Raw genomic sequence first — 25,266 nt, 5'->3', positions numbered from 1 at the left:
GAGCCTCTCCAGCACGCTAGGCCGCGCTCCGTCCTCCCCGCCATCCGGGGAAACCCACTGGTGTGCCGCACCGGCCCCGGCATACCCTCGGTCCGTACCGCACCGCGTGGCGGCCTCCAGCTCCTTCACCCTGCCCGGAGGTTTCCCATGCCCGCGCTCGAGGTGCGCCCCTTCCGCCGGGCCGACCGCGACCAGCTCACCGACCTGGTCAACATGCACGTGGCGGCCGTCGTCCCCGGCGTCTCGGTCTCGGTCAACACCGTCCTCAGCGACCTGGAGCGGCAGCCCGGCGAGTTCATCACCGACCCTTGGGTGGCCGAGCGGACGACGCTCGTCGCCGAGCAGCGCGAGTACGTCGTCGCCGCGGCCCATCTGCTGCGTTACCGCGCCGACGCCGAGGTCGGCGAGTCCTACCGGGACGCCGCCGAGATCGACTGGTTCGTGTGCCGTCCGCCGGCGTCCTTCTCGCCGGACGCCGACCAGGCCGCGGACCTGCTGATGCGGGCGTGCCTGGCGCGGTTCGCCCGCTGGAACGTCCGCGTCCGGTACGCCGACGGCGCGCTGCCCGCCCCCCTCGTCTACGGCCTGCCCCGCAACTGGCCGCACATCCGGGCCGTCTACGAACGCGCGGGCTTCCGGCACGTCGGGGACACCGAGGTCATCCTCATCGCCCGGGTGGCCGACCTGCCGGAGCCCGAGCCCCGGCCGGGCGTCACGGTCGAGCGCACGCTGGGGGAGTGCGGCACCCGCTTCACGGCCCGCGCCGGCACCGGCGCCCTCGGGTTCGTCGAGATCGACACGGCCCTGGCCCGCCCGGAACGCCACGCCCGGGCCGCCGGCCTGGCCGACATCGGCAACCTGCGCATCGAGCCCGCGCAGTACGGCACGGGACTGGAGCACTGGCTGCTCGGCCAGGCCGCCGACTGGCTCCGCCTGTGCGGCGTGGACCGGCTCGTCGCCTACGAATCCGCCGCGGACAGCACCATCCTCGGGCACCTGACGGGCGCGGGCTTCCGCGAACTGACCCGTACCGACCGGGGCTGGGAGCACCGCCCCGGGTGACCTCAGATGCCGGGCCGGTAGCGCATCGGGTGGTCCGCCGGGACCTCCACCAGCACGATCGGCGTCCCGTCCGGATCCGCGATCCACATCTCGACCAGCCCCCAGGGCTCCTTCACCGGCGGCCGGACGATCTCCACGCCCTTCGCCCGCAGCTCGTCCTGCGCCGCCGCCGCGTCGGCGACCTGGAGCCACAGCCGCGCGGCCGGCGCCGGCGGGGTCTCGGACCGGCCCGAGACCTCCAGGAAGCCCCCGCCGAGGAAGTAGACCGTCCCGCGTTCCGGCCCCGTGCCGAACTCCCGGTACACGGGGAGCCCGAGCTGTTCCCCGTAGAAGGCGCGGGACCGCTCGGGGTCGGTGGGGCGGAGCAGAATCCGGCTGCTGAGTACATGCACCATGCACCGGAGCCTAGTGGCGGAGTTACTCTCATCCCTGCCCGCGCGCCCCACGAAACGGAGACGTACGCCCATGGACACCGCCGCCACCGGACTGACCTTCCGCGATGCCACGGACGCCGACGTGGACGAGCTGGTCGCGCTGATCGAGTCGGCGTACCGGGGTGACGCGAGCCGGGCCGGGTGGACCACCGAGGCGGACATCCTCCAGGGGCAGCGGACCGATCCGGAGGGTGTGCTGGCCGTCGTCAAGTCGCCCGACGGCCGGCTGCTGACGGTGGAGCGGGAGGGGCGGATCGTGGCCTGCTGTCAGGTCGAGCACCGGGGGGAGCACGCCTACTTCGGGATGTTCGCGGTCAGTCCCCGGCTCCAGGGTGCGGGCCTCGGCAAGGTGATCCTCACCGAGGCGGAACGGCTGGCCCGTGAGACGTGGGGCGTGACGGAGATGCACATGACCGTGATCTCCGTACGCGACGACCTCATCGCCTGGTACGAGCGCCGCGGCTACCGCCGTACGGGACGGATGACCCCCTTCCCGTACGGCGACGAGCGCTTCGGCGTGCCGCAGCGCGACGACCTGGAGTTCGAGCTGCTGGTCAAGGAGCTGGTCTAGTCACCAGGGCCTGTCCCGCGACAGGCCCTACGCGGTGAAACGGCCCGTGCGCTTGATGTCCGGGTGGTCGGTGGTCGCGCCGTCCAGACCGAAGGCGCGGACGAGACGCAGATGGTCCTGCGTGTTCACCACCCAGCCGATGATCCTCAGGTCGGCCTTGCGGGCGCGTTCCACGATCTCCAGGGTCAGCCGGCGGATGTTCAGGCAGACGGTCGCGGCGCCCGCCTCGACGGCCCGGTCCACGATGTCGGTGCCGTAGCGGCTGGCGATCAGCGCGGTGCGCACACCCGGCACCAGTGGCTTGATCTCGGCGATCGCCTCGTCGTGGAACGAGGACACCTCCACCCGGCCGGCCAGCCCGCGCCGGTTCATCACCTCGGCCAGGGCCCGCGCCGCCTGGACGTCCTTGATCTCCGCCTGGAGCGGCGTCGACACGGCCTCCAGGACCTCCTCGAAGACCGGCACCCGCTCGCCACGGCCCGCGTCCAGGGCCCGCAGCTCGGCGAGGGTCTTCTCGGCGATCGCCCCGGTGCCGTCGGTCGTGCGGTCCACGTCCGTGTCGTGCATGACGACGAGCGCGCCGTCCTTGCTCAGATGCAGATCGAGTTCGATGACGTCGAGGCCGGCCTCCTGCGCGGCGACGAAGGACCGGAGGGTGTTCTCGGGTTCCACACCCATGACTCCGCGGTGACCGATGGTGAGGAAGTTCAAGACGCGACTCTCTTCCGTCGACAGGCGGCACTGGGGGCCTGACGGCCCACCTGACCGTATCGCCTGCACCCGCCCTGTGCAGAGGGTGAGGGCATGGTCGGCGTGCGTGCGGGCAGAAGGATGGTCGACAGGAAAAAGTGCGGTGAAGGGCCGGGTGAGGCAGGATATTTTCCCGAGGTGGCCCTTGCTGGGAGGAACCTCGTATGTATACGGTCGGCGTACGCGAGATTCTCCCGTGGAAGGTGTGACATGACGGAAATTCTTGTGCAGGTGGGTTCGGAGGAGCAGGTTCCTCCCGTGGTCAGGGTGGTGGAGCACCCGGCATGGCCCGTGCTCAAGGATGCCGTGGAGCGGATCCGGCCATGGCAGTCCAAGGACGGGTCGATCGACTTCGACGCCGAGGGCGCGCCCGACCCGGCCGACGCCGAGCTCGCCGTCCGCCAGGTCACGGACGCGGTCCTGGAGCTCTCCCCGCTGCTCCCGCACGACCGCGACTATCACGAGGCCCTGGCCAAGGACCTCGGCCGGTGGGCCGACGGCGGGTTCCAGGTGCCCGACTTCCTCGACTCGCTGCTGGCCTTCCAGCCCGCCGCGAACCGTGCGGACGGCCTCCAGCACCTGGTCGTCTTCCCGATGTACACGCAGAACGGCAACCCGGACCGCAACCTCGAAGCGGTCGTGCTGCGCATGGTCTGGCCGGACTGGCTGGCCGAACTGGAGCGCACCCGCTACGACAACCCGCTGTTCTGCGGCATCAAGTTCGAGGACTTCACGTCGGGCTACGACACCAACTCCGCCGTGCTCTTCCCCGAGACCATCGCCGTGCGCGAGGCCCCCGAGCGGTTCAGCTGGGGCGGCATCTTCTGCGACCGCGAGGCCGCCCGCTTCCGCCGCGTCACCGACGCCGCCGTCGACATCCTCGGCCTGGAGCTGCCCGAGGACGTCGCCGCGATGGTCCACGACCAGAAGCGCTGCGAGGAGGCGTTCGTCCTGTGGGACATGGTCCACGACCGCACCCACAGCCACGGCGACCTGCCGTTCGACCCGTTCATGATCAAGCAGCGCCAGCCGTTCTGGATGTACGGCCTGGAGGAGCTGCGCTGCGACCTCACCGCCTTCAAGGAGGCCGTGAAGCTCGCCCAGGACGGCGTGCCGCAGGCGCGTGACGTACAGGTCGCGGTGCTCTTCGACCGCATGTTCCGCTTCCCGGTCACCGGCGAGCGCGTCCGCAACTACGACGGCCTCGGCGGCCAGCTCCTCTTCGCCTACCTGCACAAGCACGACGTCGTCCGCTGGACCGACAACAAGCTGACCATCGACTGGGAGCGCGCCCCGCAGGTCACCAACCAGCTGTGCGCCGAGATCGAGCAGCTCTACCGCGACGGCATCGACCGCCCCAAGCTCGTCCACTGGTTCGCCGGGTACGAGCTCGTCTCCACCTACCTCGCCCCGCACCCGGGCTCGAAGTGGGCCAAGGGCCCCGACGCGCTGGACGTGACGCAGCCGCCGCGGAAACTCGTCGATGACGTGCTTCCGGACGAGTTTCCGCTGAGCATGTTCTATGAGGCACTGTCCAAGAAGCTCAAGAACGTGATCGCCTCCACCAAGGGCATCACGGCGGACGACGCCGAGCGGGTCGCCGCGTGAGCGATCGGCGAAGCGAGAACACTGCTCAGGAGGCGAAGACCATGGCGGGGAACGGGGCGCTCAGCGGCGCGGTGATCGCGGTGGCCGGAGCGGGAGGACCCGCGGGCCGGGCCGCACTGCTCAGGCTGGCCGAGGCGGGGGCCACCGTCATCGGCTCGGACAACGATCCGGAGCGGCTGGCGGAGGCGGTGGACGCGGCGAGCTACGCCACCGGCGGCGCCACCGTCACCGGTGACACGGTCGACCTGCTCGACCTGCGGGCCACCCACGACTGGGCCACCCGCATCGAGAAGGACTTCGGCCACGTCGACGGACTGGTCCACCTCGTCGGCGGCTGGCGCGGCAGCGAGACCTTCACCCGGACCAGTCTCGACGACTGGGACTTCCTGGAGATGCTGCTCGTGCGCACCGTGCAGCACACCTCCCTCGCCTTCCACGAGGCGCTCCAGCGCAGCGACCGCGGCCGGTATGTGCTGATCAGCGCGGCGGGCGCCAGCAAGCCCACCGCGGGCAACGCCGCGTACGCCGCCGGCAAGGCGGCGGCCGAGGCGTGGACGCTGGCCATGGCCGACTACTTCCGCAAGGCCGGCGGCCCCGAGGGCCTGACCTCGGCGGCTACGATCCTGGTGGTGAAGGCACTGGTGCACGACGCCATGCGTGCCGACCGCCCCAACGCGAAGTTCGCGGGCTTCACCGACGTCCAGGACCTGGCCGAGGCCATCACCGGCATCTGGGAGAAGCCCGCCGCCGAAGTGAACGGAAACCGTCTGTGGCTCACCGAGAAGCCGTGAACCCGCCGAAGACCGACGCCCGTCGCCATCACGACCCCGAGGTCCGCGGTTTCGCCAGCGACAACTACGCCGGCGCCCACCCGGAGGTGCTCGCCGCCCTGGCCCTGGCCAACGGCGGGCACCAGGTCGCGTACGGCGAGGACGCGTACACCGAGAACCTCCAGCGACTGGTCCGCAGCCACTTCGGGCCCACGGCCGAGGCGTTCCCGGTCTTCAACGGAACCGGCGCCAACGTCGTCGCCCTCCAGGCGGTCACCGACCGCTGGGGAGCGGTGATCTGCGCCGAGAGCGCGCACATCCACGTCGACGAGTGCGGGGCGCCCGAGCGGGTCGGCGGCCTGAAACTGCTCACCGTGCCCACGCCCGACGGCAAGCTCACGCCCGAGCTGATCGACCGGCAGGCGTACGGCTGGGACGACGAGCACCGCGCGATGCCGCAGGTCGTCTCCATAGCCCAGGCCACCGAGCTGGGCACGGTCTACACGCCGGACGAGATACGCGCCATCTGCGAGCACGCCCACGCGCACGGCATGAAGGTGCACCTGGACGGCTCCCGGCTGGCCAACGCCGCCGCCACCCTGGACGTCCCGATGCGGACGCTCACCAACGCCGCCGGCGTCGACCTCCTCTCCCTGGGCGGCACCAAGAACGGCGCCCTGTTCGGCGAGGCGGTCGTGGTCCTGAACCAGGACGCCGTCAGCCACATGAAGCACCTGCGCAAGCTGTCCATGCAGCTCGCCTCCAAGATGCGCTTCGTGTCGGTGCAGCTGGAGGCACTGCTCGCCCGTGACCTGTGGCTGCGCAACGCCCGCCACTCCAACGAGATGGCCCAGCGCCTCGCCGAGGGGGTACGCGCCGTGCACGGTGTGGAGATCCTCTACCCGGTGCAGGCCAACGCCGTGTTCGCCCGCCTGCCGCACGACGTGAGCGAGCGCCTCCAGAAGCGGTTCCGCTTCTACTTCTGGGACGAGGCCGCGGGCGACGTCCGCTGGATGTGCGCCTTCGACACGACCGAGGAGGACGTGGACGCGTTCGTCGCGGCACTGAAGGAGGAGATGGCCCGCTAGGGCCATCTCCTGATGACCGCCGTCAGTTGACGACGATCCCCGCGCTGTTGTTGCGCAGGTTCGGGTCGAACTTCCTGATGCTCAGCTCGGGATCGTCGTTGACGGTGGCGACGGTGGTGCGTGCGCCCCGCACCACACGGTCGATCCGCAGCGGGATCTCGAAGGTGTGCGACGCCTTGTCGTGCAGGTAGATCGGCGTCTTGCAGTAGTACGTCGTGGGGGACGCGGGGTCCTCCGAGGTCCAGCAGTCCTCCTCCGGGGGCACTGTCACCGTGGTCCCCTCCGGCGCCTGGAACCGCACCTTCGCCACGGCCGCGCCCACGCCCAGCGACGCCACCCAGGCCGGACCGCGGTTGTGCACGGTGACCCGGGCGGTGACGGTGTCACCGGCGGCCCCGCTCACCCTGCTGCCGGTCAGCTTCAGATCGGCGGTGTTCCGGGCGTCGAGGATGACGGTCCGGTAGTTGTCCTGCGGATCGATGTCGGGGTCCGCCGCCGTGGCCCGGGCGGCGGCCACGGGGCGCAGGTCCAGTTCGGCGCCCGTGCCCCGGGTCCACGTCCAGTCGCCGCGCATCTCCTCCACCGCCTCGTCGGAGTACGGATGGACGGAGTGGTCGAACCGCTCGTACAGCGCCTTCCGGCCCACGCCGAGACCGGTGTCCAGCGCGTACCGCTGTCCCGGTGCCACCGCCTCGTCCAGCACGCACAGGGCGGACGTACCGGTGTCGTGCTCCCGGTACTCGCAGTTGGCGTGCCGCTCCCCGAAACGCAGCCCGTACGAGGCGTCGAGCGACAGCAGGGTGCGCTCCGCGGTGCGGTTTCCGCTGTTGGACAGTGTCGCCCGCACGCTTGTCTTCGAGCCCGGCCTGAGGTCGCGCTGGTAGTCGGCCTGACTGAGACCGAGGTCCGGCCCGTTGCCCACGCCGACCCGGGTTTCGGCCGGGTGGGCCGTCGCCTCTCCGGCGGCGGCCGAGTAGCGCACGTACCCCGAGGCGCCGGTGTCCGCTCCGGGCAGCGCGCGCAGCCCGAACGCGGCGGCCGGCACGCTCTCCGTCCCGGCGGGCATCTCGGGGAAGTCGCAGACCGCCCTGACCTCGGACTCGGGCTCGCAGTTCGCGGGCCACGACGCCCGCGCGAAAGAGGCGATCTCGCTGATGTCGACGGTCAGTCGCCCGGCCGGCACCCCGCCGTCGGCGACATCGCGGCTGACCTGTACGGCCAGGCCGCGCTCACGCGCGCCGCCGTCCGCGTCGGCGCCCGGCAGCACCGTCTCGTACGGCGCGCTGATCCACAACTGGTTCTCCTGGGCGTGCGCGGGCCCGGCCCCGACTCCGGCCGCCGCCAGGGCGCAACTCGCGAGCGCGGCGCCGAGCAGGCGGTGTGGGTGCTTCATGTCTTCCCCCTTGTCACGGATCTGCGGAGGCCGAGACCGGTGGCGCGGGGGAAGGGTTGTGGCCGGGCGGGTGGTTGCGGCGGTGTTCAGCCGTTCTTCCGGTCGATGCATATGTATGCGGTAGAACGAAAATGCATTGACCCGGGAGTGATCTCGTCCCTATGCTCTGCCCGCATGCAGCTGATCCAGGAAACCCCCGACCTCTCCGCCTACTTGGTCGCTGACGAGGCGGTAGACCATCACCATCCGCTCGTTCGCGAGACGGCGGCCGAGCTGGCCAGGAGTGTGGCTAACTCGTATGAGTATGCGCGGGCGGCGTTCGAGTTCGTGCGCGACACCATTCCGCACTCGCAGGATTCGGGCGATCTCCGTGTCACCTGGCGAGCCTCCGATGTCCTGGAACAGCGCACCGGCATCTGCTACGCCAAGGCCCACGCGCTCGCGGCGCTGCTGCGGGCCGAGGACATCCCGACCGCGTTGTGCTACCAGAAGCTCGACGTGGTGCACGGTCTGGTCGCCGTGCGGTTCAACGGCGCATGGCACCGGCAGGACCCCCGGGGCAACAAGCCGGGTGTGGACGCGCGGTTCTCCCTCGACGGCGAGCGGCTCGCCTTCACGCCCGACCCGGCTTCCGGTGAGACGGACTGGCCGGTCCTGTATGCCGCGGCCCACCCGGTCGTGCTCGACGCCCTGAAGTCAGCCGACGACCGGCCCCACTTGTGGGAGACACTCCCCACCGCACTCTGAGGCGGGACCCGAGCCCGGGCCGGCCGCCCCCGTGTCAGTGCGCCTCGGCCGCCCGCACCTGCTCCGGCGTCGGAGCCGTGCCGCCGAGGTGGGCCGGCATCCACCAGGTGTCGTCCGGGCCCTTCGGGCGTACGGGGTAGGCGCGCTGGGCGGCCTCGAGGAGTTCCTGGACGCGCTCGCGCAGCTGACGGGTGATCGCGCCGGCGTACTTGTCGCGGGATGCCTCGATCGCCTCACCGACCCGGATCGTGATGGGGATGTGGCTGCGCTTGAAGTTGCGGGGGTGGCCCTTGGTCCACAGCCGCTGCGTGCCCCACACCGCCATCGGAATCAGCGGGACGCCGGCCTCCTGGGCCATGCGCGCGGCACCCGACTTGAAGCTCTTCAGCGTGAACGACTGCGAGATGGTCGCCTCGGGGAAGACGCCGACGATCTCGCCCGACCGCAGTGAGTCCAGGGCGTGCGCGTAGGCCGCCTCGCCCTGCTTGCGGTCCACGGGGATGTGCTTCATCCCGCGCATCAGGGGGCCCGAGATCTTGTGACGGAAGACGGACTCCTTCGCCATGAAGCGCACGAGACGTTTCTGTGGCAGCGCCGCCAGGCCGTTGAAGACGAAGTCCAGGTAGCTGATGTGGTTGCTCACCAGCACGGCGCCGCCCGAGCGCGGGATGTTCTCCGAACCCTGACAGTCGATCTTGAGGTCCCACGCCTTGAACAGCGTGCGGGCGCAACCGACGACGGGACGGTAGACGAGCTCTGCCATGGGCGGGTCGGACCCTTCCTGCTCTGCCTGGGAAGGGATTCCCAGTGGAAAGTTACGCAGCCGTAGGTTTACGGCTTGTCGAGATCGTGCCCGAAGAACGGCCGGGTAGCCAGTCCCCGTGCCCGCCCGTGAAGAGATTCTCGTCACGTCTCCGCCGGACCCCACCTCGGGCTTTTACGTCCGTATTACTTCAGGCCTACCGTCATCCGCCGTACGAGCAGGTACATCTCGCACCCCAGGCAGTACCCGAACACGGCGTTCAGGAAGGCTGCCGCGAGCGCGGCGCCGGTTGCCGCGAGACCAAGCCAGCCGGGTCCCAGGGCGTAGCCGGCGAGCCCGATTGCGGCGAAAAACAGCCCCACCGCCTGGGCGAAACGCGGCGGTTCGGGCGCCTCGAACGCGGTCGGAGGCCCGAGCCGCGGCCGTACGGCCTTCCGGAACAGCAGGCCGTAGGGCGCCCGGGTCACCCCGCCCGCGGCGCCGAGCAGGAACGCCAGCGTCTGCCAGGCCAGCAGCCACGCGCTCCCCGTGACCAGTACGACCGCCAGGACGACGGTCGTCACGGCCGCGCCGAAACGCGGCCCTCTCACATCGATGTCCATGGGAAGCAAGCATTCCGCAGCATGCGCCCGAGGTGAGGGCGGGAATCTTTGCGGTCTCGTGAACGCTTGCAGCAGGTGATGACCGGACTGGTGGTGTGCGTGCTGGTGCTCGCGGTGGCGAGCGCCTACGGAGTGCTGCAACGGCGGCGGAGCGGGAGAGTGCGGGTGCGCGGGCGGGACGAGGGCAAGCGGCTGGACGCGGCCGAGCTGGGCGCGGAACTGGGCGAGCGGGCCACACTCGTGCAGTTCTCCAGTGCCTTCTGCGCGCCCTGCCGGGCGACCCGGCGGGTCCTCGGCGAGGTCGCCGGCATGGTCCCGGGCGTGACCCACGTCGAGATCGACGCCGAGGCCCACCTGGACCTCGTGCGACGGCTGGACATCCTCAAGACCCCGACCGTGCTGGTCCTCGACGCCGACGGCCGGGTGGTGCGGCGGGCCGCCGGCCAGCCGCGCAAGGCCGACGTGATCGCCGCGCTGGGGGAGGCGGTGTGAGGGACGCGACCCGGTCAGTGAGCCATCTCCCACATCGGGGAACGAACTTGACTGCGCCAACCATTTATCGTCAGCCTGACCCCATGCCTGCGGACCTTCTCGGCACGCCCGACCTCCTGCGCTCGGTCTTCCGGCGGCACGCGGCGGGGGTCGCCGTGATCACCGCCCGTGGCGACGCCGGTCCGGTGGGCTTCACCGCCACCTCCCTAGCCTCCGTCTCGGCCGAGCCGCCCATGCTGTCCTTCGGGGTCGGCACCGGCTCCTCCAGCTGGCCCGCGATCGCGGCGGCGGACCATGTCGGAGTCCACATCCTCGGTGAGCACCAGCAGGAGCTGGCCGCCACCTTCGCCCGCAGCGGAGCCGACCGTTTCGCGCCGCCCACGGCCTGGCGTGAGGGGCCCGAGGGAGTCCCCGTGCTCGACGGTGTGCTGGCCTGGCTGGTGGGCCGGGTCGTCACGCGCGTGCCCGCCGGAGATCACCGGATCGTGATCGCGGAGGTCGTGCTCGGCGACCCCACGGGCACCGGCCGGCCGCTCCTCTACCACCAGGGACGCTTCAACCGCCTGCGCGATTGATCACCTGTTCCCCGGGCTGCGGGACCGTCGAGTTCCGGTTACGCTGCGTTGCGAAGGTCACAGTTCAAAGCGCTTGCTTAGCGGGAACGAACTGGGTGTACTGACGAGTAATATTTCGCTCGGAGCAGGGGTCGCCCCCGACCGGGATCGGCCGCTTGAGGCGCCTATGCTGCCTGCAAGTAGGCAGCATGGAAATGACGATGCAGTAGGAGAGCCGGCGTGAGCTTGAGGATCGTTGTCACTGTGAAGTACGTGCCCGACGCCACTGGCGACCGGCACTTCGCCGATGACCTGACCGTCGACCGGGACGACGTGGACGGTCTGCTCTCCGAGCTCGACGAGTACGCGGTCGAGCAGGCGCTGCAGATCTCCGAGAACTCCGACGACGACGTGGAGATCACCGTTTTGACGGTGGGCCCCGAGGACGCCAAGGACGCCCTGCGCAAGGCGCTGTCCATGGGCGCCGACAAGGCGATCCACGTCGAGGACGACGACATTCACGGCACCGACGCCATCGGCACCTCCCTGGTCCTGGCCAAGGCGATCGAGAAGGCCGGCTACGACCTGGTCATCTCCGGCATGGCCTCCACCGACGGCACCATGGGCGTCGTCCCCGCGCTGCTCGCCGAGCGTCTGGGTGTGCCGCAGGTGACCCTGCTGTCCGAGGTGTCGGTCGAGGACGGCACGGTCAAGGGCCGCCGCGACGGCGACGCCGCCTCCGAGAACCTGGAGGCCTCCCTGCCGGCGGTCGTGTCGGTGACCGACCAGTCGGGCGAGGCGCGTTACCCGTCCTTCAAGGGCATCATGGCGGCCAAGAAGAAGCCGGTGGAGTCCTGGGACCTGTCCGACCTCGACCTCGAGGCGGAGGAGGTCGGCCTGGAGGGCGCCTACACCACCGTCGAGAACGTGGCCGAGCGTCCGGCCCGTACGGCAGGCACGATCGTCAAGGACGAGGGCGAGGGCGGCAAGCAGCTCGCTGAGTTCCTCGCGGGCCAGAAGTTCATCTGAGCCCCGCATTCGCTGACCGCCCCTCATCTTTCGCAAGCAGGAGAGAAGAAGTCCCATGGCTGAAGTTCTCGTCTACGTCGACCACGTGGACGGTGCCGTCCGCAAGCCCACCCTGGAGCTGCTGACCCTGGCCCGCCGCATCGGCGAGCCGGTCGCCGTCGCGCTGGGCAACGGCGCCGCCGACACCGCCGCCGCCCTCGCCGAGCACGGTGCGGTGAAGGTGCTCACGCACGAGGCGTCCGAGTACGCCGACTACCTGGTCGTACCGAAGGTGGACGCCCTCCAGGCCGCGGTCGAGGCCGTCTCCCCGGCCGCCGTGCTGGTGCCGTCCTCCGCCGAGGGCAAGGAGATCGCCGCCCGTCTGGCGCTGCGTCTGGGCTCCGGCATCATCACCGACGCCGTCGACCTGGAGGCCGGCGACGAGGGCCCCGTGGCCACGCAGTCGGTGTTCGCCGCGTCCTTCACCACCAAGTCCCGTGTCTCCAAGGGCACCCCGGTCATCACGGTCAAGCCGAACAGCGCGGCCGTCGAGGCCTCCCCGGCCGCCGGTGCGGTCGAGGCGCTGTCCGTGACCTTCTCCGAGAAGGCCACCGGCACCAAGGTCACCGGTCGCACGCCGCGTGAGTCGACGGGCCGTCCGGAGCTGACCGAGGCCGCGATCGTGGTCTCCGGTGGCCGTGGCGTCAACGGCGCGGAGAACTTCGCGATCATCGAGGCCCTGGCCGACTCGCTCGGCGCGGCCGTGGGCGCCTCGCGTGCCGCGGTGGACGCCGGCTGGTACCCGCACACCAACCAGGTCGGCCAGACCGGCAAGTCCGTCTCGCCGCAGCTGTACATCGCCTCCGGCATCTCCGGCGCGATCCAGCACCGCGCCGGTATGCAGACCTCGAAGACGATCGTCGCGATCAACAAGGACGCCGAGGCCCCGATCTTCGACCTCGTCGACTACGGCGTCGTCGGCGACCTCTTCGACGTCGTCCCGGCCCTGACCGAGGAGATCAAGACCCGCAAGGGCTGATCGACCCCGGCTGTGGAAGGCCCCTGTGACCGCACGAACGGTCACGGGGGCCTCTTCTCATCCCAGGGTCATCGAGGCCTGCACCGGCAGGTGGTCGCTCGGGTACGTCCCGTCCACGGAGAAGGTGTTCATCCCGGCCCAGTGCGTGGTCACCCCGGGCGTCGTGAGGATCCAGTCGATGCGCCGCCCTCCGGGCTTGGGCCCTCGGTAGCCGTGGTGCGTCCCGTACGCCGGACTCCGCGAGGCCGCCGTGTCCCAGGCGTCCACCAGTCCGATGTCCAGCATCATGTCGTGCACCCGGTTGTCGTGGGCGTCCGCATTGAAGTCGCCGGTGACGATGACCGGTAACGACCGGTCCCACCCGGCGATCGTCTCACCGATGAGCCCCGCCGAGCGTTCCCGGGCGTACTGGCTGACGCTGTCCAGGTGGGTGTTGAGGACGTAGAACTCCCGTCTCTCGTTGGCGAGATCGGCGAAACGGACCCAGGTCACCATGCGCAGCCAGTCCGCGCCCCAGGTGTTCGAGGCGATCGTGTACGGGGTGTCGGACAGCCAGAAGTGATCGAACTCGATCGGGTCGAGTCTGCGCGTGTCGTAGAAGACCGCCATGAACTCGTCCTTGCTGCCGCCCCCGCGTCCGGTGCCGATCCAGTCGTAGTGCCCGCCGAGATCCTTCTCGATCGCGCGCACTTGCCGGTAGAGCCCTTCCTGGGTGCCGATGACGTGCGGTCGCTCGCGGCGCAGCAGTTCTCGCATCACCGGTCGGCGCACGTCCCAGCGCGGTGTCGTGTCGACGACGGTCCCGAAGCGCACGTTGAACGTCATGACGTTCAGAGCGCCTGGGTGCTCGCCGGCGGAAGCGGGCTGTGTGGGGCCCGCGCTGGTGAGCAGCGGTCCTGTGATGGCGGCGGCCGCCGCCGCCTTGAGCCCGTGGCGGCGCGTCACTCCGGCCTCGTTCGGCACGTGGTCTCCCTCCCCTTGCACGTCAGGATGAAGCTTGCCTTCTGAATACGGAAGAAGACGGCGGGTCGGCAGTGACCAAGGGTGAAGGATGGGGAATACCACTTCAAGACGGTGTTGACCAGGCCGAAGGCCGACCGATAACTTCGCTCTACGGATTGTTGATTCCGTACAGCGGAAAATAGGAGGGTCTCGGAATGGGTCAGGGCCAGCAGGAGAAGGTGGCGACGAGCCTCGCGGGCGCCGTCAGCGAGGAGATCAGCGCCTCCCTCGCGCCGGTCGACGCCGAGCTGGAGCGCCGCTACCCCGGTGACCCCGGCACCCGCCAGCCCGTCCACACCGTCTACGTCCCCGGCGACGCCTTCGCCGCCGACACGATCCGCTCCTGGGGCGACCGTGCCCTGGCCGCCCTCGACGAACACGCCCCGGACGCCGCGTCCTTCGCCGCCGTCCTCGGTCTCTCGGACGAACTCGCCGAGCCCGTCCACGCGCGCGTGCGCGCCAAGCTGGAACGCGAGCCGATCGAGGACCTGCGCGTCGACTTCGAGGACGGCTACGGCAACCGCCCCGACGCCGAGGAGGACGAGGCCGCCGCCCGCGCCGCCCGGCTGATCGCCGAGGCGTACGAGGACGGCACCGCGGCCCCCTGCATGGGCATCCGCATGAAGTGCATGGAAGCGCCCGTACGCGCCCGGGGCATCCGCACCCTCGACATCTTCCTCACCGGCCTGATGGAGGCCGGAGGCCTGCCCGGCGGGCTGGTCCTCACCCTGCCGAAGGTGACCTACGCCGAGCAGGTCACCGCCATGGCCCGGCTGCTGGACGCCTTCGAGAAGACACACGGCCTCGAACCCGGCCGGATCGGCTTCGAGATACAGATCGAGACCAGCCAGTCCATCCTCGCCGCCGACGGCACCGCCACCGTCGCCCGCATGATCCAGGCCGCCGAGGGCCGTGCCACCGGCCTGCACTACGGCACCTTCGACTACAGTGCCTGCCTCGGCGTCTCCGCCGCCCATCAGGCCAGCGACCACCCGGCCGCCGACCACGCCAAGGCCGTCATGCAGGTCGCCGCGGCCGGCACCGGCGTCCGCGTCTCGGACGGCTCCACCAACGTCCTGCCCATCGGCCCGACCGAGAAGGTGCACGCCGCCTGGCGCCTGCACTACGGCCTGACCCGCCGCGCCCTGGCCCGCGCCTACTACCAGGGCTGGGACATGCACCCCGGCCACCTCCCCACCCGCTACGCGGCCGTCTTCGCCTTCTACCGCGAGGGCTTCGAGCAGGCCGCCGCCCGCCTCGCCCGCTACGCCAACCGCACCGGCGGCGACGTCATGGACGAACCCGCCACCGCCAAGGCCCTCAGCGGCTACCTGCTGCGCGGCCTGGACTGCGGCGCCCTGGACATCGGGGAGGTCGCACGGCTGACCGGCCTGACCCGCGCCGACCTGGAGAGCTTCGCGGTACCGAGGCGAGGGGACCTGACCGCGTCCGCCTGACGGCTTCTCCCCGGGGGTCTGCTCCCCCGTACCGGCACTGTCACAGCAGTCACCTCCGGCTGTCGCCGTCACAGCCGCCCCGTAGTCTGTACGCCACGCACGGACGTGTCGGTGAATCCGGTGGGGTCAGAGGAACGGGGCAGCGGTGTCGACGGGGGAGTACGGGCAGGCGGACGGGGCCGGTCGGCTGCTGGCAGACCGCTATCGCGTCACGGCCCAGCTGGGTCGCGGCGGCATGGGCGTCGTCTGGAAGGCCGTCGACGAGGTCCTCGGCCGTGAGGTGGCCGTCAAGGAACTGCGCACCTACACCGACGCGGCCGGCCCCGAACTGGCCGGTCTGCGCGTGCGGATGCAGCGCGAGGCGCGTGCGGCGGCCCGGGTGCGCCACACCGGAGTCATCGCCGTGCACGACATCGCCGAGGTCGACGGCCGCCCCCTCATCGTCATGGAGCTGGTCGACGGGCCGTCCCTGGACGACGTACTGCGCGACCGCGGCCCGCTGGACGCACGCGAGGCGGCCGGGATCGGCGCCAAGGTCATGGACGCCCTGGCCGCCGCCCACCGCGCGGGCGTCCTGCACCGCGACGTGAAGCCCGGCAACATCCTGCTCGACCGCTCCGGCCGGGTCGTCCTCACCGACTTCGGCATCGCCACGATGGAGGACCCGGGCGACGGTTCGGCCACGAACCTCACCCGCAGCGGCGAACTCGTCGGCTCCCTCGACTACCTGGCCCCCGAGCGGGCCCAGGGCGCCGACCCGGGCCCCGCCTCCGACATCTGGGCCCTGGGCGCCACGCTGTACGCGGCCGTCGAGGGTTCCGCGCCCTTCCGCCGTACGTCCACGTTCTCGACGCTCACCGCGATCGTCTCCGAGCCGCTGCCCGAACCCCGGCGCGCCGGTCCTCTCGCCCCCGTCCTCCGACAGTTGCTGGACAAGCGCCCCGAGGGCCGCCCGGAGGCCGACCGGGCCCGCGAGATGCTCCAGGCGGTGGCGGACACGGGCGGAATCGACACGCCGACGTCCTCACTCCGAGGCCGTGCGGCTCCGACCTCGCCCACGCGCCCGGAGACGGAGCGCGTCGTCCCCTCGATACCGCCGGGATTCGGCCCACCGCAGCACGGTCTGCCGGGCGCCGCCGGAACCCACGAGGACCCGGGCACACCGGGCTCCGGCACGGAGGCCGGTTCCGGGGCCACCGGCGCTTCAGGAGCGACCGCCTCCGGCGCACCGGGACAGACCGGATCGGGCTCGGACGGGCCGGCGCAGGCAGGGGTCGGTGCGCAGGGCTCAGAGCTCGGCTCGCAGGGGACCGATCCCCATGGCTCGGGACAGGGTCCGCAGGGCGCAGGAGCCGGCTCGCCCGGCTCAGGGGCCGCTCAGCATGGTTCAGAGCCCGGCCTGCACACCACTGTGTCCGGCCCGCACACCACTGTGTCCGGCCCACACGACCCAGGACCCGGCCCGCAGGGCTTCGGGCCGGCCGGCCCGGGCAGCCCCGCCGCCGGCGCCTCCGCTCCCACAGGTCCGATGAACGCCGGAGCCACGCCTCGCCGTAAGACCCGCGTCCTCCTCGCCGCCGCGGCCGTCACCGTCGTCCTCGCGGCGGCCGGTACGACGGTCGCCCTGATGAATGACTCCGACGGCAAGGACACGGGCGCGCGGACCGACGCCGCCCGTGCGGATGCCGCGGCCTCCGCGGCTGAGTCCGGTCGTGCTGACGACGGTTCGAACGCCCCCAGGCCCGAGGGGAAGGGCGACGAGAAGGGCAAGGCCCCGTCGAAGAAGCCCGGGGACGAGAAGAAACCGGAGCCCACCGGCCGGGCGACCACCTCGGCCCCCGCCAAGTCCCCCGGCGAGACGACCGGGGGAACGTCCGGCGACACCTCCGAAGGCGGCGGCACCGGCGGCGGATCCGGCGACGGCGGTACGACGGGCGGCGGCGGAACCCCCAGCGAGGCACCCGTCTGCCACGCCATCGGCGGCGGCAAGTACAACTGCACGGTCTGGAAGACCGCGGACTCCTACACCGCCTCCGGCACCAAGGTCGGCATCCTCAACGCCGGCACCAACTACTTCTACTGCCAGCAGAACCTGGGCCGGCGGGAGACCGACGGCCGGTGGACCAACATCTGGTGGGCCAAGACGGACGACGACAGCGGCAACACGGACGTCTGGGTCAGCGACGTCTACATCAAGGGCGGCGACAACGACGCGCCCGTCCCCGGGCTCCCGGTCTGCTGAGCGCGCAGCGACACCGCCGCGTACCGCTCCAGCCCGGAGGCCGTCACCAGCTTCTCCTCGACGAACAGCCGCGTTCCCCGCTCGCACAGCCGCCGATCGGAGCGGGCGCGTGCGCAGAACTCCTCGGGCACGACGCCGAACAGCTCCCGGAAGCGGGGCAGGCCGACGAGCAGCTCGGTGAGCAGCACCCGCTGGCCCGGGTGGGTGCGCGGCACGCCGGTGCCGTCGTGCAGGACACCGTGCCGGTTGACGTACGCGTACGCGCCGGGCAGGCGGGTGCCGTCCGCGAGATCGATGCGCACGTCGGGCGAGGGCAGCCAGGCACGGTCGTAGTTGCCGGTCGGCACCGGCACGCCCTCGCTCGCGTCGATCACGGCGAGCTGCTCGGCGTCGAGCCAGAGGACGAACAGCTCCCGTACGGTGTCCGGGGCGCCGACCGGTGAGGCCGACACGTACCCCATGCGGCTCACATGCGCCGACACACCCGCGTCGACGCCCGTCACCCGGGCCTTCACCATCGGGATCGGCGACATGATCCCGAACTCCTGCATCTTGTGCCGCAGTTGCCCTGGGCAGGCGTTCGAGCCGATGGCGAGAACCGGCGTGCGGTCCTCGTGCACGAGCCGGTCCAGCGGCAGGAAGCGGTCCCCGTCGAGGAGCCCGGAGTCGGCGGGCCACGCGCCCGGGTAGAGCAGGGGGTGCTCGCGCGGCGCCTCGGCCAGGCCGAGTGCTCGCAGTGTGCGATCGGTGACGTGCTCCGTGTGCTCCGAGGGTTCCATGGGCCGCTCAGTCCGCCGGGGGCAGCTCGCCCGAGCCGCGGGTGATCAGCCGGGTCGGCAGCTCGATGCGTTCCGGGACGACGAGGGTGCCGTCCAGCTGCCGGAAGAGGCGTTCCGCGGCGGTGCGGCCGATGGCCGCCGGATCCTGGGCGACGACCGTGACGCCCGGCTGGAGCAGGTCGGCGAGCTCGATGTCGTCGAAGCCGACCAGGGCGACCCGGCGGGTCTGCTCGGCGAGCACGCGGATCACGGTGACGGTCACCCGGTTGTTGGCCGCGAAGATCGCGGTGACCGGGTCCGGGCCGGACAGCATCTCCTCGGCCGCCCTGCGCACCCGCTCGGGGTCGGTGACACCGAGGGACATCCAGGAGTCCGCCACCGGTATGCCCGCGTCCTCCATCGCGGCCCGGTAGCCGCGCAGCCGCTCGGCGGCGGTGTGGATGCGGGGCATGTCGCCGATGAAGCCGATCCGGCGGTGCCCGTGCGCGACGAGGTGGGCTATGCCGTCCCGGGCACCGCCGAAGTTGTCCGACAGGACCACGTCGGCGTCGATGTGCCCGGCCGGCCGGTCCACGAACACCGTGGCGACACCCGCCCTGAGCTCCGGCTCCAGATACCGGTGGTCGTCACCGGCCGGGATCACCACCAGCCCGTCCACCCGCCGCGCGCACAGGGCCAGCACCAGCTCCTGCTCGCGGTCCGGGTCCTCCGCGCTGGAGCCGTTGATCAGCAGGGCCCCGTGGGCGCGGGCCACCTCCTCGACCGACCGGCTCAGCGGCCCGTAGAAGGGGTCCGCGAGGTCCTCCAGGACCAGGCCGATGCTCGCCGTGCGGCCCTTGCGCAGCACCCGCGCGCTGTCGTTGCGGCGGAAGCCGAGCGCGTCGATGGCCTCCTGGACACGCCGCTCCGTCTCCGGGGTCACGCCCGGCTCCCCGTTCACGACGCGGGAGACCGTCTTGAGTCCGACCCCGGCACGTGCCGCGACGTCCTTCATGGTCGGCCGGGTGCCGTAGCGCGTGGCGGATCGGAGGTTGGTCTCGGGCACGGTGCGGTGTCCTGTCCTGTCGTCCACGGGGGTGCGTCGGTCCTGGGTTTGTATGAGGATGTGGCGTCGAGCATAGAGCCTGGACAACGTTGTCAGCCTCGGGAGAGACTGTCCACCGCAATCTGCGGACCGTGCTCCGCTGCCGGCCGGCCAGTCCTTTCACCGTTGACGGGGAGTTCCGACACTCATGCACACCGACCTCGTGGCCGCGCTCGACATCGGCGGCACCAAGATCGCCGGCGCTCTGGTGGACGGTCAGGGACGGATCCTGGTCCGCGCCCAGCGGCCGACGCCCGCCCGGGAGGACGGTGACACCGTGATGCGGGCCGTGGAGGAGGTGCTCGGCGAACTCACCGGGTCACCGCTCCGGGACCGGGTCACGGCCGTGGGGATCGGCAGCGCCGGTCCGGTGGACAGGTCGGCGGGGACGGTCAGCCCGGTGAACGTGCCCGGCTGGCGCGACTACCCGCTCGTCGGGCGCGTCCGGGCCGCGGCCGGGGGTCTCCCCGTCGAGCTGATCGGCGACGGTGTGGCGATCACGGCGGCCGAACACTGGCAGGGGGCCGCCCGCGGCCATGACAACGCGCTGTGCATGGTCGTCTCCACCGGTGTCGGCGGCGGCCTGGTGCTCGGAGGCCGGCTGCACGCCGGGCCCACGGGCAACGCCGGCCACATCGGCCACATCAGTGTGGACCTCGACGGCGATCTGTGCCCGTGCGGCTCGCACGGCTGTGTGGAGCGCATCGCGAGCGGTCCCAACATCGCCCGGCGCGCCCTGGAGAACGGCTGGCGGCCCGGCGCCGACGGCGACACGTCCGCCGCCGCGGTGGCCGCCGCGGCCCGGGCCGGCGACCCGGTCGCCGTCGCCTCCTTCGAGCGGGCCGCCCAGGCCCTGGCCGCCGGGATCGCGGCGACCGCGACCCTCGTGGAGATCGACATCGCCGTGATCGGCGGGGGAGTGGGCAAGGCGGGCGACGTCCTGTTCGTCCCCCTGCGCAAGGCCCTGAGCACCTACGCGACGCTGTCCTTCGTGCGGCACCTGACCGTGGCCCCGGCCCAGATGGGCACCGACGCCGGGCTGGTGGGCGCGGCGGCGGCCGCACTGGCGCGGCGGACGGACACGGCCGCGGCCGGGGTGTGAGACCGGGCAGGAACGTTCAGGGGGGATACGTCCTGAGCGTGGCACGTTCCTGAGCCCGGCACGTTCTCGATCTGGAGGGAACCGCTCCGGCGCGGGCGGCATCTGACCCTGCGGATGCCGGAGACACGCACCGCACCTGACGGGCGGCGCCACGTACTACACCTGACGGACGCCTGTCCGGCATACCGGGTTTTCTCTCGGAAAGCGCCCGAATGTCTGTGCGATGTGACACGATCACGCGTGTGAACAGCAGACCCGCCCCGGCCCAGCGCCTGCGCGACCTCGCCCTCCTGCGCCGGGTCAAGGACCGGATCGACCGGGAGTACGCACAGCCTCTGGACGTCGAGGCGCTGGCCAGGGGTGTGCACATGTCGGCCGGGCATCTCAGCCGCGAGTTCAAGCGCGCCTACGGCGAGTCGCCGTACAGCTACCTCATGACGCGCCGCATCGAGCGCGCCATGGCGCTGCTGCGCCGTGGGGACCTCAGCGTCACGGAGGTGTGTTTCGAGGTCGGCTGCTCGTCGCTGGGCACCTTCAGCACCCGCTTCACGGAACTGGTCGGCATGCCGCCCAGCGCTTTCCGGCGCGAGGCGGCCCTCGCCACCGCGGGAATTCCGTCGTGCGTGGCGAAACAGGTGACCAGACCGATCAGGAATCGAGAAGCGCCCACCCCGAGCCGAAACTAGCGTGATGGCCATGGACCTCACCATTCACGCCAGCTTCCTTCCGCACGACGACCCGGACGCCGCCCTGGCGTTCTACCGCGACACCCTCGGCTTCGAAGTCCGCAACGACGTCGGCTATGAGGGCATGCGCTGGATCACGGTCGGCCCCGTCGGTCAGCCCGGCACGAACATCGTCCTGCATCCGCCGGCCGCCGACCCCGGCGTCACCGAGGACGAGCGCAGGACCATCGCCGAGATGATGGCCAAGGGCACCTACGCCAGCATCGTCCTGGCCACCCCCGACGTCGACGCCGTCTTCGAGCGGGTGCAGGCGGGCGACGCCGAGGTGGTCCAGGAGCCCGTGGACCAGCCGTACGGCGTCCGCGACTGCGCCTTCCGCGACCCCGCGGGCAACATGGTCCGCATCCAGCAGCTGAAGCCGTGACGGCGCGGTAGCAGCCGGCCCGCAGACCCACACGCAACACCCCCGCGCCGCGCCTCTCGGCCGGCGCGGGGAAGCCAGATCGTCCGACCGCGGCAGCCCCGCCCGACAGATGGAGACCGATGAGCATGGCCATGAGGACGGAAAGACAGTCGTCCGGGCCGCACGTTGCCGACAGCCACGATGCGATCCGCGTGCACGGCGCGCGCGAGAACAACCTCAAGGACGTCAGCATCGAGATCCCCAAGCGCCGGCTGACGGTGTTCACCGGTGTCTCCGGCTCGGGCAAGAGCTCGCTCGTTTTCGACACCATCGCCGCGGAGTCACAGCGGCTGATCAACGAGACCTACAGCGCCTTCCTCCAGGGCTTCATGCCGAACCGGGCCCGGCCCGAGGTCGACGTGCTCGACGGGCTGACGACCGCGATCGCCGTGGACCAGCAGCGGATGGGCGGCGACCCCCGCTCCACGGTCGGCACCGCCACCGACGCCAACGCGATGCTGCGCATCCTCTTCAGCCGGCTGGGCAAGCCGCACATCGGCCCGCCCAGCGCGTACTCCTTCAACACCGCCTCCGTCCGGGCGAGCGGCGCGATCACCGTCGAGCGCGGCGCCAAGACCAAGGCACAGAAGGCGACCTTCGAGCGCACTGGCGGTATGTGCAACCGCTGCGAGGGCCGCGGCAAGGTCTCCGACATCGACCTCACCCAGCTCTACGACGACTCCAAGTCGCTGTCCGAGGGCGCGTTCACCATCCCCGGCTGGAAGTCGGACAGCCAGTGGACCGTGCAGCTCTACGCCCAGTCGGGGTTCGTCGACCCGGACAAGCCGATCCGCGAGTACACCAAGAAGGAGCTGCACGCCTTCCTCTACGGGGAACCGGTCAAGATCAAGGTCAACGGCGTCAACCTCACCTACGAGGGACTGATCCCCAAGATCCAGAAGTCCTTCCTGTCCAAGGACAAGGAGGCGATGCAGCCGCACATCCGGGCGTTCGTGGAGCGGGCGGTCACCTTCACGGTCTGTCCCGAGTGCGACGGCACCCGGCTGAGCGAGGGCGCCAGATCCTCGAAGATCGACGACGTCAGCATCGCCGACGCCTGCGCGATGGAGATCAGGGACCTGGCCGAGTGGGTCCGGAAGCTCTCGGAGCCGTCCGTGGCGCCGCTGCTCACCGCGTTGCAGGGGACGCTCGACTCGTTCGTGGAGATCGGCCTGGGCTATCTCTCGCTCGACCGGCCGGCGGGCACGCTGTCGGGCGGTGAGGCGCAGCGCGTGAAGATGATCCGCCACCTCGGCTCCTCGCTCACGGACGTCACCTACGTCTTCGACGAGCCGACCATCGGCCTGCACCCGCACGACATCCAGCGGATGAACGACCTGCTGCTGCGGCTGCGGGACAAGGGCAACACGGTGCTCGTCGTGGAGCACAAGCCGGAGGCGATCGCGATCGCCGACCACGTCGTCGACCTCGGGCCCGGCGCCGGCACGGCGGGCGGCACCGTCTGCTTCGAGGGCACGGTCGAGGGGCTGCGGGCCGCGGACACCGTCACCGGCCGTCATCTCGACGACCGGGCCACCCTCAAGGAGACCGTGCGCAAGGCCACCGGCGCGCTGGAGATCCGTGGCGCCTCGGCGAACAACCTGCGGAACGTCGACGTCGACATCCCGCTCGGGGTGCTCACCGTGGTCACCGGTGTCGCCGGCTCCGGCAAGAGCTCCCTGCTGCACGGGTCGATCCCGTCCGACGCGGGTGTCGTCTCGGTGGACCAGAGCCCGATCAAGGGCTCCCGGCGCAGCAACCCCGCGACCTACACCGGGCTGCTCGACCCGATCCGCAAGGCCTTCGCGAAGGTCAACGGCGTGAAGCCGGCCCTCTTCAGCGCCAACTCAGAGGGCGCCTGCCCCACCTGCAACGGCGCCGGAGTCATCTACCTCGACCTGGGCATGATGGCCGGCGTCGACACCCCCTGCGAGGACTGCGAGGGGAAGCGGTTCCAGGCCTCGGTGCTGGAGTACCACCTCGGCGGCCGTGACATCAGCGAGGTGCTCGCGATGTCGGTGACCGAGGCGGAGGAGTTCTTCGGCGACGGCGAGGCCCGTACCCCGGCCGCGCACAAGATCCTGGAGCGGCTCGCCGACGTCGGGCTCGGCTACCTCACCCTCGGGCAGCCTCTCACCACGCTCTCCGGCGGCGAGCGCCAGCGCCTGAAGCTGGCCACGCACATGGCGGAAAAGGGCGGCGTCTACGTCCTCGACGAGCCGACCACCGGTCTGCACCTCGCGGACGTGGAGCAGCTGCTCGGCCTGCTCGACCGGCTGGTGGACTCCGGTAAGTCGGTCGTCGTCATCGAGCACCACCAAGCGGTCATGGCGCACGCCGACTGGATCATCGACCTCGGCCCCGGCGCCGGCCACGACGGCGGCCGGATCGTCTTCGAGGGCACCCCGGCCGACCTCGTCGCGGCCCGCTCCACCCTGACAGGGGAGCACCTCGCGGCCTACGTCGGCGCCTGACACGGGAACGGTCGTGAGGCGAGTGCGCCACGGAGTCACTCGCCTCACTACCACCACAAACAGCCCAGTCTGTACATAAGCCTCAAATCGGGTGAATAACGGCACGCTCCGAGGGCACTCCGTTTCCGGAACCCCCCACGGAACGGAGTCGCTGATGATCATCAAGAAGATGCACGAGAAGGGCGTCCGCAGCGAGCACGCCTACATGGCCGCCATGGCGTCCATCGGCTTCAGCGTCGTCGCCTGGATGGGCTCGCTGAAGATGGAACCCGGCACCAACCTCGCCCGTGCCGACCGCTGGGGCATCTTCGTGGGCGAATGGGCACCGACCTTCTTCGGTCTGGGCCTGGCACTGTCCCACTACGAGCAGCACGACGGCACCCTCACCGCCGACGTCCACGAATTCCGGCAGACGCAGAAGGCGAGCTGAACGGCCTGCTCCGGCGAGCGCCCGGCGCCGATCCCGCGCACCCTGGTGCCATGGCGTCCGTGAAACCCGTCGTGGTCTACCCGCCCGCCACCGACGGTGGCCGGCGGGTACGCGTGGACGACCAGTTCCTCGGGATCGCGTACGGGCTGCTGGACGTCGCCGAGTTCCTGCGGCGGGCGGGGATCGAGGACGCGGACGAGGCGTACGTGGCGGCGTCGGGTCTGATCGAGTGGCGCGGCGGCGGGCCCGGAACCTGGGGTACCGGGCTCGGCTGAAGCCGATGCTTCCCCCGAATGGCCCAGCGGCGTGACCCCGGAGCGGGTCCGGCAGTTGAGTCGGGCATGAAGAAGCGCAGCATGCTCGCCATCGCCTCCCTGGCCACCGGCTTCGTCGTCGCCGCGGTCACTCCGTCGCACGCCATCGGGGAGAAGCTCCCCGCCATCAACGTGGACGAGACCCTCAAGACGCTCGACCAGACCGTCGGGAAGGACGGCCTGTCCGTGGCCGGGAAGGACGGCGTCCAGAAGAAGAAGGGTGCCCAGAAGAAGGGTGCCCAGAAGAACAAGGGCTGACGGTCCGCCCGTCCCCGGCTCACGGCGCCGGCGCTCCCGAGTCAGGGGGCGCCGGCGCCGTCGTCATGCGCCCTCAACTGCGGCTGGTTTCCGT

General features: G+C 71.0%; 27 protein-coding genes. 19 read left to right on the top strand and 8 right to left on the bottom strand.

Going from position 1 to position 25,266, the window contains the following annotated elements:
• The first annotated feature begins 147 nt into the window (after positions 1 to 147).
• Positions 148 to 1,062, top strand: coding sequence for a GNAT family N-acetyltransferase (locus CP976_RS05155; protein ID WP_150479233.1), 915 nt, complete (start codon positions 148 to 150; stop codon positions 1,060 to 1,062).
• A 2-nt stretch (positions 1,063 to 1,064) separates the two neighbouring features.
• On the opposite strand, the gene CP976_RS05150 is transcribed toward CP976_RS05155, so the two are convergent.
• Positions 1,065 to 1,457 carry a VOC family protein gene (locus CP976_RS05150; RefSeq protein ID WP_150479232.1) on the bottom strand — a complete coding sequence of 131 codons (393 nt, stop codon included), beginning with the start codon at positions 1,455 to 1,457 and terminating at the stop codon, positions 1,065 to 1,067.
• A gap of 70 nt (positions 1,458 to 1,527) precedes the next feature.
• Between CP976_RS05150 and CP976_RS05145 the strand changes: the two genes are divergently transcribed.
• On the top strand, positions 1,528 to 2,067 hold the full coding sequence (locus CP976_RS05145) for a GNAT family N-acetyltransferase (protein WP_150479231.1): 540 nt from the start codon (positions 1,528 to 1,530) through the stop codon (positions 2,065 to 2,067).
• 27 nt (positions 2,068 to 2,094) lie between these two features.
• Here the strand turns inward: CP976_RS05145 and CP976_RS05140 are convergent, their stop codons facing one another.
• Positions 2,095 to 2,778 carry a glycerophosphodiester phosphodiesterase gene (locus tag CP976_RS05140; protein WP_150479230.1) on the bottom strand — a complete coding sequence of 228 codons (684 nt, stop codon included), beginning with the start codon at positions 2,776 to 2,778 and terminating at the stop codon, positions 2,095 to 2,097.
• Positions 2,779 to 3,027: 249 nt separating this feature from the next.
• Between CP976_RS05140 and CP976_RS05135 the strand changes: the two genes are divergently transcribed.
• From CP976_RS05135 to CP976_RS05125, 3 genes are read left to right on the top strand one after another with little or no spacing between them, the layout of a single operon-like run.
• Positions 3,028 to 4,425, top strand: a complete 1,398-nt coding sequence (locus CP976_RS05135) for a DUF6421 family protein (protein ID WP_150479229.1) — start codon at positions 3,028 to 3,030, stop codon at positions 4,423 to 4,425.
• Positions 4,426 to 4,466: 41 nt separating this feature from the next.
• The gene (locus CP976_RS05130; protein WP_150479228.1) at positions 4,467 to 5,216 is read left to right on the top strand and encodes an SDR family oxidoreductase; all 750 of its coding nucleotides are present in this window, start codon (positions 4,467 to 4,469) and stop codon (positions 5,214 to 5,216) included.
• Positions 5,213 to 6,283 carry a threonine aldolase family protein gene (locus CP976_RS05125; protein WP_150479227.1) on the top strand — a complete coding sequence of 357 codons (1,071 nt, stop codon included), beginning with the start codon at positions 5,213 to 5,215 and terminating at the stop codon, positions 6,281 to 6,283. The genes CP976_RS05130 and CP976_RS05125 overlap by 4 nt, the downstream gene beginning before the upstream one ends.
• Positions 6,284 to 6,305: 22 nt before the next feature.
• On the opposite strand, the gene CP976_RS05120 is transcribed toward CP976_RS05125, so the two are convergent.
• On the bottom strand, positions 6,306 to 7,676 hold the full coding sequence (locus CP976_RS05120; protein ID WP_150479226.1) for a COG1361 family protein: 1,371 nt from the start codon (positions 7,674 to 7,676) through the stop codon (positions 6,306 to 6,308).
• A 174-nt stretch (positions 7,677 to 7,850) separates the two neighbouring features.
• On the opposite strand from CP976_RS05120, the gene CP976_RS05115 reads away from it, so the two are divergent.
• On the top strand, positions 7,851 to 8,423 hold the full coding sequence (locus CP976_RS05115) for a transglutaminase domain-containing protein (protein WP_167537280.1): 573 nt from the start codon (positions 7,851 to 7,853) through the stop codon (positions 8,421 to 8,423).
• A gap of 34 nt (positions 8,424 to 8,457) precedes the next feature.
• On the opposite strand, the gene CP976_RS05110 is transcribed toward CP976_RS05115, so the two are convergent.
• A complete protein-coding gene (locus tag CP976_RS05110; RefSeq protein ID WP_086853148.1) occupies positions 8,458 to 9,186 on the bottom strand; it encodes a lysophospholipid acyltransferase family protein in 729 nt (242 codons plus the stop codon).
• A gap of 185 nt (positions 9,187 to 9,371) precedes the next feature.
• Positions 9,372 to 9,788: a DUF4395 domain-containing protein gene (locus tag CP976_RS05105; RefSeq protein ID WP_150479224.1), complete on the bottom strand. Its 417-nt coding sequence runs from the start codon at positions 9,786 to 9,788 to the stop codon at positions 9,372 to 9,374.
• Between the two features lie 78 nt (positions 9,789 to 9,866).
• Here CP976_RS05105 and CP976_RS05100 point away from each other — a divergent pair, with 78 nt between their 5' ends.
• The 4 genes from CP976_RS05100 to CP976_RS05085 all read left to right on the top strand — a co-directional run bounded on the left by CP976_RS05100 (position 9,867) and on the right by CP976_RS05085 (position 12,881).
• Positions 9,867 to 10,280 carry a thioredoxin family protein gene (locus CP976_RS05100; RefSeq protein WP_150485237.1) on the top strand — a complete coding sequence of 138 codons (414 nt, stop codon included), beginning with the start codon at positions 9,867 to 9,869 and terminating at the stop codon, positions 10,278 to 10,280.
• Between the two features lie 83 nt (positions 10,281 to 10,363).
• Positions 10,364 to 10,855, top strand: coding sequence for a flavin reductase family protein (locus tag CP976_RS05095; RefSeq protein ID WP_150479223.1), 492 nt, complete (start codon positions 10,364 to 10,366; stop codon positions 10,853 to 10,855).
• A 219-nt stretch (positions 10,856 to 11,074) separates the two neighbouring features.
• Complete coding sequence (locus CP976_RS05090) at positions 11,075 to 11,863, top strand: electron transfer flavoprotein subunit beta/FixA family protein (protein ID WP_086853156.1); 789 nt, start codon at positions 11,075 to 11,077, stop codon at positions 11,861 to 11,863.
• A gap of 55 nt (positions 11,864 to 11,918) precedes the next feature.
• Entirely contained in the window at positions 11,919 to 12,881 is a 963-nt protein-coding gene (locus CP976_RS05085) for an electron transfer flavoprotein subunit alpha/FixB family protein (RefSeq protein WP_150479222.1), read from the top strand.
• Positions 12,882 to 12,938: 57 nt separating this feature from the next.
• Here the strand turns inward: CP976_RS05085 and CP976_RS05080 are convergent, their stop codons facing one another.
• A complete protein-coding gene (locus CP976_RS05080; protein WP_150479221.1) occupies positions 12,939 to 13,844 on the bottom strand; it encodes an endonuclease/exonuclease/phosphatase family protein in 906 nt (301 codons plus the stop codon).
• 194 nt (positions 13,845 to 14,038) lie between these two features.
• Between CP976_RS05080 and CP976_RS05075 the strand changes: the two genes are divergently transcribed.
• Positions 14,039 to 15,340 carry a DUF6986 family protein gene (locus tag CP976_RS05075; RefSeq protein ID WP_150479220.1) on the top strand — a complete coding sequence of 434 codons (1,302 nt, stop codon included), beginning with the start codon at positions 14,039 to 14,041 and terminating at the stop codon, positions 15,338 to 15,340.
• A 145-nt stretch (positions 15,341 to 15,485) separates the two neighbouring features.
• Positions 15,486 to 17,582 carry a serine/threonine-protein kinase gene (locus CP976_RS05070; RefSeq protein ID WP_150479219.1) on the top strand — a complete coding sequence of 699 codons (2,097 nt, stop codon included), beginning with the start codon at positions 15,486 to 15,488 and terminating at the stop codon, positions 17,580 to 17,582.
• Here CP976_RS05070 and CP976_RS05065 read toward each other — a convergent pair.
• Both CP976_RS05065 and CP976_RS05060 read right to left on the bottom strand, forming a co-directional pair.
• Entirely contained in the window at positions 17,528 to 18,361 is an 834-nt protein-coding gene (locus CP976_RS05065; protein ID WP_150479218.1) for a hypothetical protein, read from the bottom strand. The two genes, CP976_RS05070 and CP976_RS05065, sit on opposite strands and share 55 nt — an antisense overlap.
• Before the next feature lie 7 nt (positions 18,362 to 18,368).
• Positions 18,369 to 19,433, bottom strand: a complete 1,065-nt coding sequence (locus tag CP976_RS05060) for a LacI family DNA-binding transcriptional regulator (RefSeq protein WP_150479217.1) — start codon at positions 19,431 to 19,433, stop codon at positions 18,369 to 18,371.
• A gap of 160 nt (positions 19,434 to 19,593) precedes the next feature.
• On the opposite strand from CP976_RS05060, the gene CP976_RS05055 reads away from it, so the two are divergent.
• The 7 genes from CP976_RS05055 to CP976_RS05025 all read left to right on the top strand — a co-directional run bounded on the left by CP976_RS05055 (position 19,594) and on the right by CP976_RS05025 (position 25,172).
• Positions 19,594 to 20,547: an ROK family protein gene (locus CP976_RS05055; protein ID WP_150479216.1), complete on the top strand. Its 954-nt coding sequence runs from the start codon at positions 19,594 to 19,596 to the stop codon at positions 20,545 to 20,547.
• Between the two features lie 212 nt (positions 20,548 to 20,759).
• Complete coding sequence (locus CP976_RS05050) at positions 20,760 to 21,233, top strand: helix-turn-helix transcriptional regulator (protein WP_150479215.1); 474 nt, start codon at positions 20,760 to 20,762, stop codon at positions 21,231 to 21,233.
• A 10-nt stretch (positions 21,234 to 21,243) separates the two neighbouring features.
• Positions 21,244 to 21,657, top strand: a complete 414-nt coding sequence (locus CP976_RS05045) for a VOC family protein (RefSeq protein WP_150479214.1) — start codon at positions 21,244 to 21,246, stop codon at positions 21,655 to 21,657.
• A gap of 119 nt (positions 21,658 to 21,776) precedes the next feature.
• Positions 21,777 to 24,170 carry an ATP-binding cassette domain-containing protein gene (locus tag CP976_RS05040; RefSeq protein WP_150479213.1) on the top strand — a complete coding sequence of 798 codons (2,394 nt, stop codon included), beginning with the start codon at positions 21,777 to 21,779 and terminating at the stop codon, positions 24,168 to 24,170.
• Positions 24,171 to 24,324: 154 nt separating this feature from the next.
• Complete coding sequence (locus CP976_RS05035) at positions 24,325 to 24,600, top strand: hypothetical protein (protein WP_150479212.1); 276 nt, start codon at positions 24,325 to 24,327, stop codon at positions 24,598 to 24,600.
• Positions 24,601 to 24,650: 50 nt separating this feature from the next.
• Positions 24,651 to 24,875: a hypothetical protein gene (locus CP976_RS05030; protein WP_086600363.1), complete on the top strand. Its 225-nt coding sequence runs from the start codon at positions 24,651 to 24,653 to the stop codon at positions 24,873 to 24,875.
• 66 nt (positions 24,876 to 24,941) lie between these two features.
• Complete coding sequence (locus CP976_RS05025) at positions 24,942 to 25,172, top strand: hypothetical protein (protein ID WP_150479211.1); 231 nt, start codon at positions 24,942 to 24,944, stop codon at positions 25,170 to 25,172.
• Positions 25,173 to 25,266: the final 94 nt, after the last annotated feature.

Origin of the sequence: Streptomyces coeruleorubidus (assembly GCF_008705135.1) — a bacterium.
Classification (GTDB): Bacteria; Actinomycetota; Actinomycetes; order Streptomycetales; family Streptomycetaceae; genus Streptomyces; species Streptomyces coeruleofuscus.
This window is presented reverse-complemented; position numbering and strand designations above follow the sequence as displayed.

Coding starts and splice junctions, on each gene's coding strand:
- CP976_RS05050 (WP_150479215.1), top strand. CDS start 20,760: ATGTCTGTGCGATGTGACACGATCACGCGTGTGAACAGCAGACCCGCC.
- CP976_RS05100 (WP_150485237.1), top strand. CDS start 9,867: ATGACCGGACTGGTGGTGTGCGTGCTGGTGCTCGCGGTGGCGAGCGCC.
- CP976_RS05135 (WP_150479229.1), top strand. CDS start 3,028: ATGACGGAAATTCTTGTGCAGGTGGGTTCGGAGGAGCAGGTTCCTCCC.
- CP976_RS05085 (WP_150479222.1), top strand. CDS start 11,919: ATGGCTGAAGTTCTCGTCTACGTCGACCACGTGGACGGTGCCGTCCGC.
- CP976_RS05025 (WP_150479211.1), top strand. CDS start 24,942: ATGAAGAAGCGCAGCATGCTCGCCATCGCCTCCCTGGCCACCGGCTTC.
- CP976_RS05075 (WP_150479220.1), top strand. CDS start 14,039: ATGGGTCAGGGCCAGCAGGAGAAGGTGGCGACGAGCCTCGCGGGCGCC.
- CP976_RS05040 (WP_150479213.1), top strand. CDS start 21,777: ATGAGCATGGCCATGAGGACGGAAAGACAGTCGTCCGGGCCGCACGTT.
- CP976_RS05055 (WP_150479216.1), top strand. CDS start 19,594: ATGCACACCGACCTCGTGGCCGCGCTCGACATCGGCGGCACCAAGATC.
- CP976_RS05105 (WP_150479224.1), bottom strand. CDS start 9,788: ATGGACATCGATGTGAGAGGGCCGCGTTTCGGCGCGGCCGTGACGACC.
- CP976_RS05120 (WP_150479226.1), bottom strand. CDS start 7,676: ATGAAGCACCCACACCGCCTGCTCGGCGCCGCGCTCGCGAGTTGCGCC.
- CP976_RS05155 (WP_150479233.1), top strand. CDS start 148: ATGCCCGCGCTCGAGGTGCGCCCCTTCCGCCGGGCCGACCGCGACCAG.
- CP976_RS05130 (WP_150479228.1), top strand. CDS start 4,467: ATGGCGGGGAACGGGGCGCTCAGCGGCGCGGTGATCGCGGTGGCCGGA.
- CP976_RS05110 (WP_086853148.1), bottom strand. CDS start 9,186: ATGGCAGAGCTCGTCTACCGTCCCGTCGTCGGTTGCGCCCGCACGCTG.
- CP976_RS05035 (WP_150479212.1), top strand. CDS start 24,325: ATGATCATCAAGAAGATGCACGAGAAGGGCGTCCGCAGCGAGCACGCC.
- CP976_RS05115 (WP_167537280.1), top strand. CDS start 7,851: ATGCAGCTGATCCAGGAAACCCCCGACCTCTCCGCCTACTTGGTCGCT.
- CP976_RS05145 (WP_150479231.1), top strand. CDS start 1,528: ATGGACACCGCCGCCACCGGACTGACCTTCCGCGATGCCACGGACGCC.
- CP976_RS05065 (WP_150479218.1), bottom strand. CDS start 18,361: ATGGAACCCTCGGAGCACACGGAGCACGTCACCGATCGCACACTGCGA.
- CP976_RS05045 (WP_150479214.1), top strand. CDS start 21,244: ATGGACCTCACCATTCACGCCAGCTTCCTTCCGCACGACGACCCGGAC.
- CP976_RS05095 (WP_150479223.1), top strand. CDS start 10,364: ATGCCTGCGGACCTTCTCGGCACGCCCGACCTCCTGCGCTCGGTCTTC.
- CP976_RS05150 (WP_150479232.1), bottom strand. CDS start 1,457: ATGGTGCATGTACTCAGCAGCCGGATTCTGCTCCGCCCCACCGACCCC.
- CP976_RS05030 (WP_086600363.1), top strand. CDS start 24,651: ATGGCGTCCGTGAAACCCGTCGTGGTCTACCCGCCCGCCACCGACGGT.